A 19,413-nucleotide genomic window follows, 5' to 3' on the forward strand; every position below is an offset into this window, starting at 1 on the left:
TAAATAAATTTAATAGAGAGGGAGAATATACTCTCCCTCTCTATTGAGTTAGGATCTTTTACTTACCAGCTAAGATATCTGACCATTGATTGGCTAATTTATTAAGTTCCTCTACAGTATTAGGTCTTTTTCCCATCAAAATTTCAGAGAAAACACCAACTGTAATATCCTCCAACTTTGGCTCTTCTGGTATTCTTGGCCTATGAGCCTGAGTCTTTATTGTCTGTAAGAAGACTGAAACTCTTGGATCTGCTTTTCTAACTTCAGGATCCCTTACAGTAGACAATCTTGATGGAGCAACACCATATTTTATGAACTTAATTTTATCATTCTCTTTATTTGCAGCAAATTGAATGAATAAAAAAGCTTCTCTTTTATTCTTACTTGCAAGGTTTAAGCCTAAAGCCCAATTTCCACTAACTGAATGTCCACCTGGCATCAATGCAACTCCAACCTTCTTATCAAAAGGTTGCAATGCAGAAGATGTCTTAAAGGTCGCCCATACTCCAGTCCACTGAGGTACCATAGCTACAGTACCTCTTGCAAAATGTTCTAAGGTTTCTCCATAATCAGAACCAAGAGGATCAGGACTGTATGGCATTAAAGCTTTCATCATATCAAGAGCTTTGACCCCTTCAGGAGTATTAAAAGCAGGCTTTTTCTGACTAGTGAAATAATCTCCATAATCAAGATCCACAGGACCAAATTTTTTAATTCCCTCAGCACTCCTTCTGAATGGTGCAAAGAATAGGAGATACATATAGAATAGAGTATGGGTTCTGGGGAACATTAAAGCAATTCCATAATCAGTAGGAGAATTAGGATTATATTTTTTGGTAAAGAATTTTGCTACATCTACTGCCTCTTCCCAAGTCTTTGGCACAGCAAGATCTTTCTTAAACATTGATTTAAATTCGGATTTTAATTTAGAATCCGTGAAAAGATCTTTACGATAATAAAAGAGCATAGTATTGCAATAAAAAGGTATTCCTATGTTTTTACCAACCCACATTCCAGCTATATGCCATATTGTGGGATCAAAATCTTTCATATCCCAATTGGGATCAGCAAGATCTGGATTTTGTTTTCTAAACTCCTCAAGATCCACAAAACCTTTTGCTACTGCACCAGCCGTCATTACATCCCATGTGGCCACATCAAAGGCTCCAGTACCACTCGCTACGTCCGCCAACATTCTTGGATAAAGTACTTCCCAAGAAATAGGAGTCACTTGTACCTTAATATCTGGATATTTTTGCATAAATCTTTGAGCAATGTCTTGTAATGCATCAGCATTATCTGGTGATGACCAAACATTAAGTACGACTTGCTTTTGAGCATAACCTATCATTAACAAACCCAATACAAGGATGAGAAGAATGGAAACTCGTCTCATTCTAAACCCTCCCTCCTAAGAGATTATTGATCTTTCACCCCCCATCTTTACTTTTCACTAAAACTTTTACTAAATAATATAAGCCTAAAATTTCTTAAAGTCAAGATTAAATGTTGACTAAAAAGAAAAAAAATAGTATAGTTTAAAATAAAATTTTATTAATTTAATAAGGGACTATCATGAAACAAGAGGAGATAAAAAAGAAAGTAAAACTTAAAGATATAGCTAAAGCAGCTGGAGTATCTATTTCAGCTGTGTCTTTTGCCCTTAATAATAAGGGTTCATTAAATCCAGAAACCAAAATGAAGATATTAAAAATAGCACAAGAATTAGGTTATGCTCCAGAAAGGGAATGTAAAAAAACATATACAATAGGTTTAGTTATCAGTGATGTAACAAACCCTTTTTATCCTGCTGTAGTGATTGGAGTAGAAAATGTACTCTTAAAGCATGGATACAGTTTGTTTTTATGTAATACAGACTATGATCCAGATCTTGGATGTACATCTATAAAAAGATTTATTGATAGAAATGTTGATGGTGTAATTATAATGACAAATAGATTAGATGATTCAGTTATAGAACTTCTCAAGCTTAATAGAATTCCAGTAGTAGTTTTTGATAGAAATATTGAGGGATTAGATGTTAGCGGACTTTTAGTGGATTTTCAGTCAGGAATATCTGAAGCAGTAACCCATTTAGTTAATTTAGGTCATACAGATATCGCTATAATAACAGGACCATTAGATTTAGAAACTGCTCAAGCAAGGCTCAGGGCTTTTAGAATGGCTCTTAAAAGATACCATATTGATTTACCAGAGGATAGAATATTTGAGGGTGATTTTAAAATGAGAAGTGGAGAAGAGGCTATGAGGAAAATACTAAAGCTTGATCCAAGACCAACAGCAGTCTTTGCTTCCAACGATATGATGGCAATAGGAGCTTTAAGAGAAGCTCAAAATCAAGGTTTAAAAATACCAGATGATATATCCATCGTAGGATTAGATGATATTATGATGGCTTCCTACGTAAATCCTCCTCTTACTACTGTGGTTTTTCCTCAACAAGAAGTAGGATCTAAAGCAGCTGAACTAATATTGAGACTCATTGAAAAGGGAGAAAAAGTAGTATCTTATATCCACACATATCTTGTAGTGAGAAAATCTACTGGACCAGCCCCTTTAAGATAAAGAAATTACATTTCTCTGGCAAAAAGTGCAGCTCCTAATGCTCCCATTATTTGTGGTTCTTCAGGAACATATACATTTGTTCCAAGTAAATTTTCAAGAGCTTGAACTACACCCTTATTTTTAGCTACACCACCACTCATAATTATATCTTTATCTATACCTACCCTTTTTGCTAACGATAATGCCCTTTTAGCTACTGAATAATTCAAACCTTTTATTATTTTTTCTTTTTCAATACCTTCAGTAATCAGTGTTATTACTTCTGACTCAGCAAAAACAGTACATATATTGGTTATTTCAACATAATCAGGAACCATATTATGAATATGTCCAAAATTTTTTAGATCTTCCTGAAGAACCTTTGCCATAATTTCTAAAAATCTCCCAGTTCCTGCAGCACACTTATCATTCATAACAAAATCAACAACTGCCCCATTTTTTCCTACCTTTATAACTTTAGAATCTTGCCCCCCGATATCTATTATTGTTCTTGCATTTGGAAAAACAAAAATTACTCCTTTGGCATGACAGGATATTTCTGTTTTAGTCTTATCCACAAAATCAACCTTTACCCTTCCATATCCCGTTGCTACAATATTTCTTATCTCTTCCACTCTTATACCATGTTTACCCAATACATTATTCATAAGTTCTAATGCAGTTTTATTACCATCTGGACCAGTCTCTTGGATACCATAATCAATAATCTCAGTTTTATCATAATCCTTAACAGATATTAAAACAATTTTAGTAGTTGTAGATCCAATATCAACTCCTAAATAGTAATTCATGATATCACCTCAAAAAAAGCTTCCAAACGTGTTTTTATTTGCTCTTTCGGAAAATTAGTCTCATCAATTAGATCTCCATCTATAACTATTGTAGGAATACCCTCTTCCATAAATTTTCTTCTTAATAGATAAGAGGGTACTGATCCTTGTCTACAACCCCATTGATTAAAAATTATTATGCCATCAGCCTTATATTTATTTAAATTCTCTATACCCAATTTAAATCTCTCTTCTAAAGTAGAAAAAGCCTTAAGATTAAGCATTTTTTTGGCTAATGATTCAAAAGGATTATTTTCATCTAAAATCTCCCAAGATATAGATGTGGATTCTTCAAATACAATGTAAGCTTCTTTTTCTCTCATCCACAAAAAGAAATCAGTTTTAAAATAAGGGCCAAGATGCATCCAATATAATCTAATTTTAGGATTTAATTCTTTACCTTCATTTATTCTCCTCTTTATCTCGTCTCTTAAAGTTTTAAAAAATAGAACCCCATGCTTAGAACCAAAGGATGAAAAAATCATAGCTGCAAAATCAAGAAAATCTTTACCATCTATTACAGTATGATCTCTTCTTAGTTCTTTAACCTCTTCAAAATATTTATATGCTTCATTGGAAAGGTGTATAGTCTTTCTTAATTTATCATATGCATCTTTTATATTTAACCTTTTAGACATGTAATAATATAATTCCTCAAGATTTTTAGCTAAGTAATCTACTTTATCGTAAGAATCTAAGACAAAGTACTCTCCACCTTCTAATCTACTAATGATATTAAAAGAATATAAAGGAGAATGACATGGTTTGGTATAAGATACAAGATAATCAGGATTAGGAAAAACCTTAAGTTTTGCCAAACCTATAATTCCCCTGTGCACACTACATACATCTGCTGCACTCACAATTTCTTCGCTCTCTTGAAGAGGCCTCCTAATTAAACCTATAGCTCCTAGAAAACCAGATGCTACCTCAGGAAGTAAAGGATACAAATCTAAAGCATAGAAAATTTCTGTTGGTGTGAAAATATTTACCATTACTACTTTTTTCTTATTACTATAGATAGAACGTACTAAATCTATGGCGTAGAGGTAAGAAACCTTAGTAATATGATCGTTTTTATATTTTTCAAGTACAAATACTTTTGCTCCCCAAAATAGTGAACTTAAATTTAATAGCTTTTTTAATAAGTCATTTTTTTCATATATTATTTTCTCTATGTTCATATAACATCTCCATAAAAGCTTCTATACGTGTCCTAATTTGTTCTTTGGAAGAAAAGGTATAGTCATCGTCAATTATAAGAGTCGGTATATTACTCTCTTTTAGTAATTTCTTCAATAAACCTCCATGATATATGATAGGATCACAATATTTTAAAGTATAAATTATTACACCATCTATTTTATCCTTTATATCAAAAATTTTTTCTAACCTTTTATTTAAGCTCAGATCTCTTATACAAGACATTTTATTAAGATAATGAAAAGAAATATTATAATAAGGATCATCTTTATAAGATTCTATCCTTTCCAGATTTTTATTACCAAAACATGAGTCAATATATTCTACCTTAATCCCAAATTGTTCTAAGTAATTAATAAAACTAACTGGAATCATAGAAGCTAATAGGTAAACTTTTATTTTATATTCATGATCTTTTTCCTTTTCTATATAAGCCTCTCTCGAAGAAAGATAGAGGTAAGATAAGAATAAATAACTATTTGAGTGACAAATTATTTTTCCCCTTAAATTATTAAAATAAGAGATACTTTCTAATATTTTATCTTCAGATTTTCCATTTAAAAAATTCTTATAAAGATCCCTTAATTCTTCTGAGAAGTATAATATATCTTCTTCTCTCCTACCAAAGGGAATTTTTAAAAAATACGCATCTTTAACTATTCCCAATTCTTTCCAACATTCATAAATTCTCTTTGAAGAATCACAGCTATCTGTAACAACTACTTTTTCAAGGGTAATCTCTTCCCTTAAAAGAAATTCACTTATATTTTTAAGATACGGACAAAAGTATTTGGGAAAATAAGAATCTACTCTCTCTGGATACAAAGAATCATAAGTTAATAATAGGGCTTTGAAACCTGAAGCGTGAATAATCTCAGGGGGGATATATGAGCACATATATCCCACATATCCCCCTTTTTTAATCTCATCTTTCAAAAATTCAACATATCCATTTATATCTCCCATTAAATAGTATTATATCATAAAGTATTACTTTGCTCCTTTGACTTTATCTCTTATCTCAATAAGATCTTTCATAACATGATATAGGTTATAGGATGCTTCTTTTGTACCAAATATGTCATGTAATTCTCTATAAAGCTTATATAATCTATTATATATCTCTCTATCTTCTTTCCTTGGATTATAAACTACGTCCTTCACTCTACAAATAGCTTTCTGAGCTTCTTCCACATTTTTATAGCCACTTTTCTCATACCCTGCTGCAACTGCCCCAAACACGGCAGCCCCAAGAGCTGGAGTCTGAGAAGAGTAGGATATTTTTATAGTTTTACCTAAAACATCAGCATAAATCTGCATTATGAAAGGATTCTTTTCAGGAATTCCCCCACAAGCTATAACTTCATTTACTTTTACTCCATATTCTTCAAATCTTTCCATAATTACTCTCGCCCCAAAAGCTGTAGCTTCAATCAATGCTCTATATATTTCTTCAGGACGAGTATGTAAAGTCTGTCCTATAAGAAGCCCTGTTAGTTTTGCATCCACAAGAATAGTCCTATTACCATTATTCCAATCAAGGGCTAAAAGACCACTTTCTCCAGTCTTTAATCTTTGAGCTCGCTCAGTCAACAATTGATGAAGATCCTTATTTTGGGATTCCTCACCAAAATATTCTCTTGGAGTTAAATATTTAACAAACCAGTTAAATATATCACCTACTGCAGATTGTCCAGCCTCCAATCCATAATATCCAGGAAGTATAGATCCATCTACAATACCGCATAGACCTGGTATATCAGGAATTTTCTCAGTATTAGGGACAACCATCATATCACATGTGGAAGTACCTATAACCTTTACAAGAATACCTGGTTTTATACCTGCTCCAACTCCTCCCATGTGTGCATCAAAAGCACCAACTGCTACTACCACATCTCCCCTTAGTTTAAATTTCTCTGCATAATAGGGAGAAATAGTACCAAAAGGTATATCAGAAGTATAAGCTTTATTATAAAGTCTGTCTCTTAAATCAGCAAGCTTTGGGTGCAATTTTCCTAAAAACTCTTTACTTGGAAGTCCACCCCATTCAGGATTATACATAGCCTTATGACCTGCTGCACATACACTCCTCTTTATTTCTTCTGGTTTCTGTTTACCTGTAAGCACTCCTGGAATAAAATCACATATCTCTACCCATGTATAAGCAAAATCAAAAACCTTAGGGTCTACCCGTAAACAGTGAAGAATCTTTGAAAAGAACCATTCAGATGAATATACTCCTCCATACTTTCTTAGGTAAGGATATCCCCCCTCGTTAGCTAATTTTGTGATTTCTTCAGCCTCTTCATAACTGGAATGGTCTTTCCAAAGCCATGCTAAAGCGTTAATATTATCTTTGAACTCATCGTAAAAAGCTAATGGTATTCCCTCTCTATCTACTGGAAGTGGTGTACTACCAGTGGTATCAATTCCTATTCCTATCACATCTTCTCTTTTGAATTCTTTATTATTTTTTTCAGCCTCTCCGAGAGCCCCCTCTATAGAAACCTCCAAGCCTTTTATATAATCCGCTGGGTGCTGTCTTGCCACATTGGGATTTTTAGGATCGAGAATAATTCCTGCCTCTCCATGTTCATAATTAAAAACGTAAGTCCCCAATTCTTCTCCTGTATTGATATCAACCACTAAAGCTCTAACAGAGTTAGTACCATAATCAAGTCCTATGGCATATTTTCCCATAAAACACACCTCCTTCTATAGATTTTTACTAATAATTTTACTAAAAAAAATTAATAAACAAAATACCTCAATAGTTTAAGTATTCTTTCAATTCATAATTAAAAGATTGATTAAATATTTCATTTAAAACCTCTTTTACCTGCTCATAAGATTTTGTTCATGGATCTCTTACTATATCTCCTCAAGAACTTTAATATCTCTTGATAAAAATCCTTCAAGGGCCCATTCCATTCGTAGAATTCTTGGTAATAAATAAAATATCTTTATTCTTTGAGTTAAATCAGGATCTATATTTTCATAGTGTATTCCTTCTTTATCCACCTATACAGGCACTTCTACCACCACATCATCAGGTAATCCTAAAATAGTCCCATTATTTAGAACATTTAAAATTAACCTCTTTTTGTCTCCAAAGGTTATACTATTCATAAAATGAATATGTTGTTCACCACTTAATTTATCTTTATTAAATACTTCAGGCCATAGTTTAAGAAGTTTAATATCTTTATTTTTCTCAACTTCATTGGCTAATTCAATCATTTTTCTTCTTCCAAATCTCAATTGTTCATGAAATCTAGGCCTCTCAACCTCATTATCTATGCCTCCAAATTTACCATACCATCTTTTTTTGTTTCAAGATTATAATTGTATTTCAAAGTACCATTTCTACATGTATCACCAATGGGTAGCATCCCATAAAACTTATACATATCAAGAGATGCTGGACTCATCTGTAAATCCCAAGGATTCTTAGGTTCCCATTTTGATAATTTTCCTTCTATCCATTTATCAAGAAGAGGATAAGCATTCTCTCCCTTATATAAAAATCTATTCAAAAATATACCATGATTCACACCAGCAACCTGCCATTCTACTTCCTTAGCATCAATCCCAAGAGTATTGAATACTTCAAAAACCCCATTAAAACCGTGACATATACCTACAACTTTTATATATGTAATGCGTGTTAAAAGCTGTGTTATTTCAAATACTGGATTTGCTGTCTGCAAAAGCCAAGCAGATGGTGCATATTTCTTTATATTATTAGCTATGTCAAGGGCAAATTTAATATCATAATAAGAAATTAAAACATAAGTAGATACCATATTCAATTCCTGACTATCAATACCCCTATAATAACCATGCTTTTCGCCAATCTTTGTAACAATATCGTACTTTACAAAACCATCATCATATTCTTTTGGAAAAGGATTTGCGGTATTTATAACAAAATCTGCTCCTTCCATGCCCTCTTCAAGCTTTGTTGTCTTCTTAAAATTTAAATCCACTCCAAGCTCTTCTACATACTTCTTTGCTAAAGTATAAGAGGCTTTTAATCTTTCCTCGTGAATATCAACCAATGATATGGTAGAACCAAGAAAATTTGGAGTCTTTGCGATATCACCTATGATCTGCATTGAAAATCTTATACTTCCTGAACCTATAATTGTAAATTTCATATAAACATCTTCCTTTAAGCTATTTTTTTATTTAAAAATTATAAGGAAAAAAGTTTCCAATTAATATGGTTAAAGGAACATATAAATTGGTAATAAAACTCCCAAGGAAATAATCCTAATAAATAGAGAATCCCCTAAAAATCTCCTTAAAAAAATAGCAAATAATATTCCAGGAATAAATCTTATAACAAGGCCATAAAATAAAGCCTCTATCTCTTCCTTATCCAATTTAAAATCAAGAAAATAACCTATTGTAAAAGTGCAAGCGTAAAATTAGGTAAAGATAAAGACTTAAATTTGGAAATAAAAATTGAAAGAAAACTTACTCTAAATTGATTTAAAAAGAGAGATATAAAATATATGTCTAAAGGAAAAAAATAATAACATCTTCTTAACCACATTTTTAACTTCAGAAAGAGACCAATTTCCCTCTGAGAGAATAGACAAAACATATGATAATCCAAAAACTGTAAAAGAGTTTCCTATATCAAACATGACCATATATAAAAGTCCTTCATCTCCACAAAAACTTCTTATAAAAGGATAAGAAAAAAACCCCACATTATACCCACAGATACCAATAAGCAAAGTCCATCTCAGATTATTATCTAATCTCTTATTTCTTAGAAAAATAAAACCGCTTATAAATACGATTATTCCAAAAGAAAATAAAATAAATGGCAAAAAAAGATATCATGGCTTATAGAAGATGTTAAAAATACTTTAAGAATAGTAGCGGGAAGAGTAATATGTATTACAAATCTACTGAAAGTTGATCCTGCCTCGGAAGGAAGTTTTTTTATAAAACATCCCAGAAATATAATAAATATGTTTGTTATTATATTTTCTGTCATAACTTCATAATTATTTTGACTAAATATTAAAAGAATTATACCATTTATAATAAAAGGAGGTAAGAAGAAAATGCTTATATGGGACAATGATTTTTCCAATCTCTTAGATTACATAAAAAAACAAAAAGAAATCCCATTAATTCTTTGTGATGAAAATACTTATGAAGTATGCGGAAAAGACATCTATAAAAATCTTGGTGATAACTCAAAACTGCTTGTTTTACCATATAATGCTCATGCAGACGAAAAACACATTTGTAAATTACTCATAAACACCAATGACGACAATATAATCATCTCAGTGGGTTCGGGAAGTATAACAGATATAGCAAGATTCGTAAGTTATAAACAACATCTAAAATTTATATCTGTACCAACAGCCCCATCTATGGATGGATATGCATCTTCAGTTACCGCATTAACCATAGATGGAATCAAAACTACTTTATCAGCAAAACCCCCTGAGCTTATATTTGCAAACTTAGAAATACTTAAAAATGCCCCTCATTTACTTATAAAAGCAGGTTTTGGAGACTTAATGGGGAAATATACAGCTCTTTCAGATTGGAAGCTTGCACAAACTCTTTTAGATGAACCATTAGATGTAAATGTGGCAGAAGAAATGTTTAAAGCTTGTGAAGATACACTAAAAAGTATAAACAAAAATGATTTTATTAAACTATTGTTTGAGGGCCTTGTAAAATCAGGGGAATTAATGACTAAGGTAGGAAATTCTCGTCCAGCCTCAGGAGCAGAGCATCATATTGCCCACTATTTAGAGTTTTTAGGATATGATCTATTTCATGGAATAAAAGTAGGAATAGCCACCTTTTACGTGATTAAATTATATGAACTCATATTAGAATTTGACTTTGAAAAAATGGATCAATATATAGATTATGAAATAGATATAAATGAATGGAGAAAAGAGATAGAAGAAAATTTTCCTAAAATACATAATAGAATAATAGAGGAAAATACAGAAAGAATAGAAATGTTTAATAATATTGAGTTCAGAAAAAGCCTCATTGAGAAAATAAAACTCCATAAAGATGATATTAAATCTCTTGCTGAAAACCTTTCTAAAAAGAAACAAGAAATAATAGATGGATTTAAAAAACTTAGATTCTCATTGGATATAGAAGATTGGAACATAAAAAAAGAAGATTTAGAAAAAGCTATTCTCTACTCCTTATTTATCAGAGATAGATTTACTATTCTTACATTATATTATTTTTTAGGTCTTTTAAAAGATTTTATAAAAGTAGTATAATAAATTGTTAACAATATTAACTATAGGAGAAGTTAATGCGAAAAAAGATAGGGGTAATTGTAAACTATTTATATGAAGGCTATCAGATGAAAATTCTATCCGGAATTTTCTCTGAAGCAGAAAAACTTAATACTGATATTTATGTTTTTGTAGGAGGAGATTTAAATCCAAATAATATGGAAAGTCAAAGAAGGAATAGGATTTATAGTTTAATATCTAAGAAGAATATAGATGGATTAATAATATTAGGACTTGTAGTTGGTTTCAATTTACCAAAAGAAGAAATAATTAAATTTTATAAAAGATTTCATCCACAACTACCCATTGTAAGTGTAGGATTAGAAACAAAAGAAATACCATGTGTTATAAGTGACAACAGAAAAGGTTTCAAAGACCTTCTTATCCATTTGATAAAGCATCACAGATATAATAATATTGCATATGTAGCTGGACCCCCCAATAACGAAGAAGCTCAAGTCAGAAACAATGCTTTCTATGAAACACTTAGAGAATATGATTTAGAAATAAAGCCAGAACATATCTATGAAAGCAACTTTACCACTCCTCAAGGTATATATGCAGTAAGAACTTTTTTAGATGAAAGAAAAATAAAACCTGATGTAATTGTCTTTTCCAATGATAACATGGCAATAGCAGGACTTGAAGAGCTTAAACGTAGAAAAATAAAAGTACCAAATGAAATTGCCATTACAGGATTTGATAATATATTGGAGTCCACTTTTATAGAACCACCTTTATCTACTGTGGAACAAAATCTATCGGAATTAGGAAAAAAAGCTTTAGAATTATGCCATTCCCTTATTTTAGGAAAAGAAATACCAAAAAAGATAGAAATACCTACCAAAATGATAATCCGTGAGTCTTGCGGTTGTTCAAGAATTTATATTAGATTAGCAAAAAAAGAAGAAAAAATTTGGTCGAAAATTTCTGATCTCAAAAAGAATAAAAAGGATTTTTATTCTCTATTAAATGAATATGTAATTTCAGAAATAGAAACAAGAAATCCTCGAATTATTAAATGGATAGAAAATATAATGAAAGAATTTTACAATAGTATTATCGAAAGGGAAGAAAACTTTATTACCGAAATAGAAAGTTTATTGTTAAATAATAATATAGATATTGAGTTATTGGAAGAAACTTTTAATAATATTAATTCTTTTATTGATATGCATTTTGAAAATTCTCTTCATCAAAAAGCCAAAAACCTCATTTTACAATCAATTAATGTTTTAAAAGACTATAAAGAAAAAAAATTAAAATATGAGATTTTCAAAACCAATGATTTAATTGACCATTTAGGCTATATTGGGGCTGACCTTCTATCTACTTTTCAAATGGATGAAATTTTAAATAGAATAAGCTATAGGTTAACAGAAATAGACTTAAACACTTTCTATATATTTTTGTATCAAAAAGATTCAAACTATGCAAAAGCGAGGAATATTCTATCAGTGGTAGATGGAGACACAAAAAGAAAAGAAAAAAACACATTTGATGTAGAACAACTTTTACCAGAGTCTTTACTTCCTAAAAGGAGATTAAATCTTATCTTTGAACCCCTTTTTGTAGAAGATGATCATTTAGGATATATAGTGTTTGAATATGGGCCAAAAAAGGGAGTGATTTATGAAATCCTAAGAGCAGAAATAAGTGGCGGTATTAAAGGTGCTTTGATGATTGAAGAATTGAAAAAATTAGCTATTACTGACCCATTAACTGGTTTACCTAATAGAAGAGCATTGGATGAGATAATAAAAAGAGAAATTGAGAGATCCAAGAGATATAATCGCCCTTTATCCATTATGGTAATAGATTTGGACAATTTCAAAATGATAAACGATACCTTTGGACATAGCTTTGGAGATGAAGTATTAAAAACAGTGGGTAAAATATTAAGAGAGTCCTGTAGAAAAGTGGATACTGTGGGAAGATATGGTGGGGATGAATTTATCATTATTCTTCCTGAGACAAATTTAAAAAATACAATTAAAGTGGCAAATAAACTAATCAAAAATGTGGATAAAATAGAGCTTCATTCTCCTAATAATGATAAAATTTATCTTAGTATAAGTATAGGTATTGCATCATATCCAGATACCACAAAAGAGCTTGAAAAGCTTATAAATTTTGCAGATTTGGCCATGTATGAAGCAAAAAGTTCAGGGGGTAAGCAATATTCTATAATTAGTTTTAAGGGGGAAAATTAATGAGTAAAAAGAAAATAGGAGTAATAGTAGATAATCTTTATATTTATCAATGGAGCATCTTAGAAGGAGTATTTTCAGCTGGAGAAAATTACAATTTAGATATCTTATGTTTTACTGGAAAACATTTAAATACGCCCAATGAAAATGATAAAAAGGGAAATCTTATATACAATCTTATTTCTAAGAAAAATGTTGATGGCTTAATAATTTTTTCTTCAGCCATATGTCCCTACATAACTCATAATGAATTGGCAAATTTCTGTTATAACTATTCAAAGGATATCCCAACTATAAGTATTGGTACAACCATAGAAAAAATTCCAAGTATAATTATTGACAATATTTTAGGTTTTAAAGAACTTTTAGTACATCTTATTGAAGATCATGGATATAAAAAATTTGCATTCATTACAGGTCCTTTAAATAATGAAGAGGCTAAGATAAGGTATGAAACCTTCATTAATGTTTTAAATGAACATGGGATTTCCTTTAATCCCCAAAATATATATCACGGAGACTTCTTATATAATTCAGGAAGAGAGGCTGTTAAAACTTTTCTTGATGAAAGAAAAATAGACGTGGAAGTTATTGTAAGTTCAAATGATGAGATGGCTATAGGGGCAATTGAAGAGCTTAAAGATAGAGGAATTCTTGTTCCAGAAGATATAAAGGTAACAGGATTTGACGATACGGAAGGAGCAAAATTTATTACTCCACCATTAACAACAGTCTCTCAACCGCTATATGAGATGGGATGGAAAAGTGTAGAAAGTCTTGTTAATCTTATATCTGGAGAAACAATACTTGACCAAACTCATCTACCTACAAAACTTATTATAAGAGACTCATGTGGATGTACATATTCTGCTATAGAAAAGGCAAAAGTTGATATAGATAAAGAATTTGCAAAATTAGATTATATAAATATGGAAAATTTAAAAGGAAAATTTATAGAATACTTATTAAGAAACTTACCTCAAATTGATTCAAAAACATTAGAAAGAATAAAAAAAATCTACTACGCTTTTATTGAAAATCTAAAAGAAAGAAGTTCTAACATATTTGTATCTATTTTAAACTGGATCCTAAAAGAGGAAGAACAAGAAGGGAAAAATACAGGTATATTTCAAGATTGCATATCTTTATTAAGAAGATTTTTATTCTACTATTTAGATGATAAAACCCTTCATTATGCAGAAAATCTTTGGCATCAAGCAAGAGTAATAATAAGTGATTTTTCCGAAAGATTCCAAGGTTACAGAAGTTTTAAGACAGAACAAAGGATGAATTTACTAACTCAAATAGGAATAAGTTTAATATCAAGCTTTAAAAAGAAAGAAATATTAGAGCAAGCAAAAAATAGTATTATAAACTTAGGAATAAGAAGTTTTTATATTGTTGAGTATAAGGATTCAAAATCTCCTCTAAAAGAGGGAATTTTAGCTTTAGGTTATAAGGATGGAAAAGAAATCATAACTAATGAAACTTTTGATATATATCAAATTATCCCCCATAAATTTTCACCTTCTTACAGAGCAACTTACATCGTATCTCCCTTATTTTACAAAGAAAACTCTACAGGATATGCCCTCTTTGAAGTAGGGCCTTCCGAAGGTATAGTTTATGAACTTTTAAGAGCACAGCTTAGTGCAGCATTACAAGGTGCAATCATATTTAAAGAAAGAGAAGAGTATGAAAAAAGATTAGAAAGTCACATAAAAGAACTTTCCATACTTGATGACATTAGTAAGAGAATAACATCTGCCCTTGAAGTTGAACTCCTTTGGGATTTAATCCTAAAAGAAATAACAAAACTTACTGATTTTGAAGCTCTTTATATAGTAAACTGTAAACAAGAAGACGACAACTGTAACTTTGAGATTGTAGTAAAAAAAATAAACACAAAAGAAGGAGATCAGATAACAACTAATGATAGAAAGAGAATTTTAAAAATCATAGAAACCAAAAAATATCTTCTAAAGAAAAGCAAAAATAAAAAGAATAAAGTTTTCTTAGGAATACCTATAACCATAGGAGATAGAGTAATAGGAGTTATTATCCTAAAACATCACCAAATAGATGCATATAACGAACATACTGTTAGCCTACTTTCTACATTGTCAAGTTTCATTGCAATAGCCTTAGAAAATGCTAAGCTATTTGAGGAGACCAAAAAACTTGCAACCACAGATCCTCTAACAGGTATATTAAACAGAAGAGCTTTAGAAGAAGCATTCCAGAAAGAAGTAACAAGAGCCCAAAGATATAATCGTCCTCTTTCTGTGATGATCTTAGACATTGATAACTTTAAACTCTTTAACGACACCTATGGACATACCTTTGGAGATGAAGTATTGAAAACGGTGGCAAGTATATTGAAAAAATCCTGTAGAAAAGTAGATATTTTAGGGAGATATGGAGGAGATGAATTTGCTATTATTCTACCCGAAACCTCTATAGAAGGTGCAAAAAGGTTGGCAGAAAGAATACTAAATAACCTTAATAATACACCAATATTAACTCCACAAAATAATAAAATACCATTAAATATAAGTATTGGTATAGCATCATATCCCATTGATACATTGGAACCCGAAAAACTCCTTACATTAGCAGATACTGCCATGTATAAGGCTAAAACTTCCGGAGGTGGAAAATTTGCTCTACTCTCTTCCTCAGATATTACTCCTCTAATAGAAGAAGGGCCTAAATTTGATATTTTCTTAGGTCTTGTAAATGCAATTGATAATAAAGATAACTATACTTTTACGCATTCTATCGATGTTTCAAAATATGCTAAAAAAATTGGTGAAAAATTAGGACTTTCTAAAGAAGATCTTGAAATTCTTGAAATTGCAGGTAAATTACATGATATAGGTAAAATAGGTATACCCTCTGAGATACTCAAAAAGCCTGGACCGTTAACAGAGGAAGAATGGAAAATTATAAAAGAACATCCAAGACTCGGTTATCTAATCCTCAACCAATTACCAAAAATGGAAAAACTTCTACAAGCAGTTCTTTATCATCATGAAAGGTATGATGGGAAAGGATATCCCCAAAGTCTTCAAGGAAAAGATATTCCCCTCTTAGCAAGGATTTTAGCAATTGTTGATGCTTATTCCGCTATGAAATCAGATAGACCATATAGAAAGGCTCTCTCTAAAAAAGAAATTATAAAAGAGATTAAAAAGAATACTGGAAGACAATTTGATCCCGAGATTGCAGAAATCTTTGTTGATCTTCTTGAAAAAGGCGAAATAGATTAAATATTTGAAAATTATTTTAGATTGTAAATTTTATCTTTAAGCAATATAATTTTCTAAAATCTTAAACCGAAAGGAGGACTAAAAATGAGAAATTTTGTTTTTCATAATCCTACAAAAATTATATTTGGGGTAGATACTACTGAGGAAGTAGGAAAAGAATCAAAAAATTATGGAAAAAGAATTCTTCTTGTAATAGGACAAGGAAGTGTAAAAAAAATAGGACTTTATGATAGAGTTGTCAAACTCCTAAAGGAAGAGGGATTAGAAATTTTTGAGTTGGAGGGAGTTAAACCAAATCCAAGAGTAGACTTAGTAAGAAAAGGAATAAATATGGTAAGAGAGAATAATATTGATCTACTCTTAGCTGTTGGTGGTGGTAGTGTTATCGACACTGCAAAAGCTATAGCTGCAGGTTTAACCTATGAAGGGGATGTTTGGGATCTATTTAAGTATAGAAAGCCTATAAAACCTACAATACCTATTGGTGTAGTACTTACTCTTGCAGCTACAGGATCAGAAATGAATGGAAATGCAGTAATATCCAATTTAGAAACTCAAGAAAAATTAGCCATTTCAAGCCCTTATATTTATCCCAAATTCTCTATATTAGATCCTAAAAATACTGCTTCCGTTCCTCTTAACCATACCCTTTATGGTATTGTAGATATCCTCTCCCATGTATTTGAACAATATTTTGATAGGGTTGATGATGCTATTTTGCAAGATAGATTTGCAGAAGCAATAATGAAAACTGTAATAGAAACAACTCCCAAAATTATTAAAAATCCAGAAGATCTCAACGCAAGGACAACGATACTATGGTGCGGTACAAACGCTCTAAATGGAATAATCGGAGTTGGTAAGGAACAAGACTGGGCGACCCATGCTATTGAACATGCCATATCTGCCATATATGATATACCCCATGGCTTAGGCCTCGCTATTGTCTTTCCTCATTGGATGAAATATGTATCGGATGTGATACCTCACAAATTTGCTAATTTTGCAAGAAATGTTTGGGGTATAACAGGAGATGATGATTTTGAGGTAGGGTTAAAAAGCATTGAAAGATTAATTGATTTCTACGAAAGTATAGGAGTACCTACAAAACTTTCAAAGGTAGGAATAAATGATGAAAAACTTGAAGAAATGGCAGAAAAAGCAACTCAATTTGGACCTATCGGTAATACAAAAAAATTAGCAAAAGAAGATGTTTATAAAATTTTACAAATGTGTCTATAAACTATTGACAATCTTATCTTTCTATTGTTAGCATTATCAGAAGGTTATTTTAGGAGGTAGAAAAAATGAGAAGTGATGCAGTAAAGAAAGGTATAGAAAGAGCACCTCATAGATCTCTTTTCTACGCAATGGGATATACTAAGGATGAGTTAGAAAAACCCCTTATTGGAGTTGTTAACTCAGGAAATGAAATGATACCAGGACATATCCATTTAGATATGATTACCCAAGCAGTAAAATATGGAATTTTAGAAGCTGGCGGAACCCCAATGGAATTCAGAGTTATTGGTATATGCGATGGTATTGCAATGGGACATAAAGGTATGAAATATTCTCTCGCCAGCAGAGAATTAATAGCAGATTCAATAGAAGCTATGGTAGAAGCCTACCAGTTAGATGGAATTATTCTTGTAACAAATTGTGACAAGATTGTACCAGGAATGCTTATGGCTGCAGCAAGATTAAACCTACCTTCTGTTATTTTAAGTGGTGGACCTATGCTTGCTGGAAGATGGCAAGGTAAAGATGTAGATTTAATTAGTACTTTTGAAGGTATAGGACAAGTAAAGGCAGGAAACTTAAAAGAAGAAGACTTGCTTGATTTAGAACAATATGCCTGTCCAGGATGTGGTTCCTGCTCTGGAATGTTTACTGCAAATACCATGAATTGTCTATCTGAAGCTCTTGGCATAGCTTTACCTTTCAATGGTACTTTACCTGCTGCTTTTGATGGATTAAGAAAAAGATTATCAAAAGAAGCTGGGAAGAAAATAGTGGAATTAGTAAGAGCAGGAATAAAAGCAAGAGATATATTAACAAAAGAAGCCTTTGAAAATGCTATTGCTGTAGATATGGCTTTGGGAGGTTCCACCAATACAGTTTTACATCTATTAGCTATTGCAAAAGAGGCAAAAATAGATCTACCTCTTGATACTTTCCAAAAAATCAGTGAAAAGACACCCAATATATGTAAGCTAAGTCCTGCATCCTCTCAACATATTCAAGATTTACATGAGGCAGGAGGAATACCAGCAGTAATGAAAGAACTTTTAAAGGGTAATCTATTACATCCCAATGCTATAACAGTTTCAGGTAAAACTATTGGAGAAATAGCAGAATCTGCAGTTATCAGAGATAGAAATGTGATAAGATCCTTAGAAAACCCATATGCTTCTGATGGTGGACTTTCCATACTACATGGAAATTTAGCCCCAGAAGGTGCGGTAGTTAAAAAATCTGCGGTAAGTCATAAGATGTTAAAACACCAAGGACCTGCAAGAGTATTCAATAGTGAGGAAGAAGCCATAAAAGAGATTTATGCAGGCAAAATCAATAAAGGTGATGTAGTAATCATAAGATATGAAGGTCCAAAAGGAGGACCTGGAATGAGAGAGATGTTAAGCCCTACTTCTGCATTAGCAGGAATGGGACTTGATGAAGATGTGGCTTTAATAACCGATGGTAGATTTTCAGGAGGAAGCAGAGGAGCAGCTATAGGACATGTATCCCCTGAAGCTGCTGAGGGTGGACCTATAGCTCTCCTTAAAGATGGAGATATCATTGAAATAGATATACCAAATAGAAAAATAAATGTGAAATTATCTCAAGAAGAATTAGAAGAAAGAAAGGAAAAATGGAAACCTATTAAAAGAGAGATTGAATTTAGCTACTTAAGACGTTATGCTGCTTTAGTAACATCCGCAAGCCATGGAGCAGTATTAAAAGATATATATGAAGATAATTAATATTAAGGAGGTTAAAA

12 protein-coding genes and 1 pseudogene are annotated in these 19,413 nt (G+C 31.4%); 6 read left to right on the plus strand and 7 right to left on the minus strand.

Going from position 1 to position 19,413, the window contains the following annotated elements; translation table 11 throughout:
* Window positions 1-58 precede the first annotated feature (58 nt).
* A complete protein-coding gene (locus ACY3JO_RS09265; protein ID WP_463084707.1) occupies window positions 59-1,396 on the minus strand; it encodes an ABC transporter substrate-binding protein in 1,338 nt (445 codons plus the stop codon).
* A 179-nt stretch (window positions 1,397-1,575) separates the two neighbouring features.
* Between ACY3JO_RS09265 and ACY3JO_RS09270 the strand changes: the two genes are divergently transcribed.
* Window positions 1,576-2,586, plus strand: coding sequence for a LacI family DNA-binding transcriptional regulator (locus ACY3JO_RS09270; protein ID WP_463084708.1), 1,011 nt, complete (start codon window positions 1,576-1,578; stop codon window positions 2,584-2,586).
* Window positions 2,587-2,591: 5 nt separating this feature from the next.
* Here the strand turns inward: ACY3JO_RS09270 and ACY3JO_RS09275 are convergent, their stop codons facing one another.
* The 6 genes and pseudogenes from ACY3JO_RS09275 to ACY3JO_RS09300 all read right to left on the minus strand — a co-directional run bounded on the left by ACY3JO_RS09275 (window position 2,592) and on the right by ACY3JO_RS09300 (window position 9,466).
* Window positions 2,592-3,377 carry an acyl-CoA dehydratase activase gene (locus tag ACY3JO_RS09275; RefSeq protein WP_463084709.1) on the minus strand — a complete coding sequence of 262 codons (786 nt, stop codon included), beginning with the start codon at window positions 3,375-3,377 and terminating at the stop codon, window positions 2,592-2,594.
* A complete protein-coding gene (locus ACY3JO_RS09280; RefSeq protein WP_463084710.1) occupies window positions 3,374-4,600 on the minus strand; it encodes a 2-hydroxyacyl-CoA dehydratase subunit D in 1,227 nt (408 codons plus the stop codon). Before ACY3JO_RS09280 ends, ACY3JO_RS09275 begins: the two co-directional genes overlap by 4 nt.
* Entirely contained in the window at window positions 4,575-5,585 is a 1,011-nt protein-coding gene (locus ACY3JO_RS09285; protein ID WP_463084711.1) for a 2-hydroxyacyl-CoA dehydratase, read from the minus strand. The genes ACY3JO_RS09280 and ACY3JO_RS09285 overlap by 26 nt, the downstream gene beginning before the upstream one ends.
* A 24-nt stretch (window positions 5,586-5,609) precedes the next feature.
* On the minus strand, window positions 5,610-7,322 hold the full coding sequence (locus ACY3JO_RS09290) for a ribulokinase (protein ID WP_463084712.1): 1,713 nt from the start codon (window positions 7,320-7,322) through the stop codon (window positions 5,610-5,612).
* 67 nt (window positions 7,323-7,389) lie between these two features.
* A pseudogene (aglA, locus tag ACY3JO_RS09295) lies at window positions 7,390-8,782 on the minus strand (alpha-glucosidase AglA).
* A gap of 327 nt (window positions 8,783-9,109) precedes the next feature.
* On the minus strand, window positions 9,110-9,466 hold the full coding sequence (locus tag ACY3JO_RS09300; RefSeq protein ID WP_463084713.1) for a hypothetical protein: 357 nt from the start codon (window positions 9,464-9,466) through the stop codon (window positions 9,110-9,112).
* A 240-nt stretch (window positions 9,467-9,706) separates the two neighbouring features.
* Between ACY3JO_RS09300 and ACY3JO_RS09305 the strand changes: the two genes are divergently transcribed.
* The 5 genes from ACY3JO_RS09305 (at window position 9,707) to ilvD (ending at window position 19,396) form a co-directional block, all read left to right on the plus strand.
* Window positions 9,707-10,909 (plus strand): iron-containing alcohol dehydrogenase, encoded by a 1,203-nt coding sequence (locus tag ACY3JO_RS09305; protein ID WP_463084714.1) that lies wholly within the window; start codon window positions 9,707-9,709, stop codon window positions 10,907-10,909.
* A 35-nt stretch (window positions 10,910-10,944) separates the two neighbouring features.
* The gene (locus ACY3JO_RS09310; RefSeq protein ID WP_463084715.1) at window positions 10,945-13,140 is read left to right on the plus strand and encodes a diguanylate cyclase; all 2,196 of its coding nucleotides are present in this window, start codon (window positions 10,945-10,947) and stop codon (window positions 13,138-13,140) included.
* On the plus strand, window positions 13,140-16,409 hold the full coding sequence (locus ACY3JO_RS09315) for a diguanylate cyclase (protein WP_463084716.1): 3,270 nt from the start codon (window positions 13,140-13,142) through the stop codon (window positions 16,407-16,409). The genes ACY3JO_RS09310 and ACY3JO_RS09315 overlap by 1 nt, the downstream gene beginning before the upstream one ends.
* An 84-nt stretch (window positions 16,410-16,493) precedes the next feature.
* Window positions 16,494-17,651 carry an iron-containing alcohol dehydrogenase gene (locus ACY3JO_RS09320; protein ID WP_463084717.1) on the plus strand — a complete coding sequence of 386 codons (1,158 nt, stop codon included), beginning with the start codon at window positions 16,494-16,496 and terminating at the stop codon, window positions 17,649-17,651.
* A 65-nt stretch (window positions 17,652-17,716) separates the two neighbouring features.
* Window positions 17,717-19,396, plus strand: coding sequence for a dihydroxy-acid dehydratase (ilvD, locus tag ACY3JO_RS09325; protein ID WP_463084718.1), 1,680 nt, complete (start codon window positions 17,717-17,719; stop codon window positions 19,394-19,396).
* Window positions 19,397-19,413: the final 17 nt, after the last annotated feature.

Source organism: Dictyoglomus sp. LHC4, from assembly GCF_055181355.1.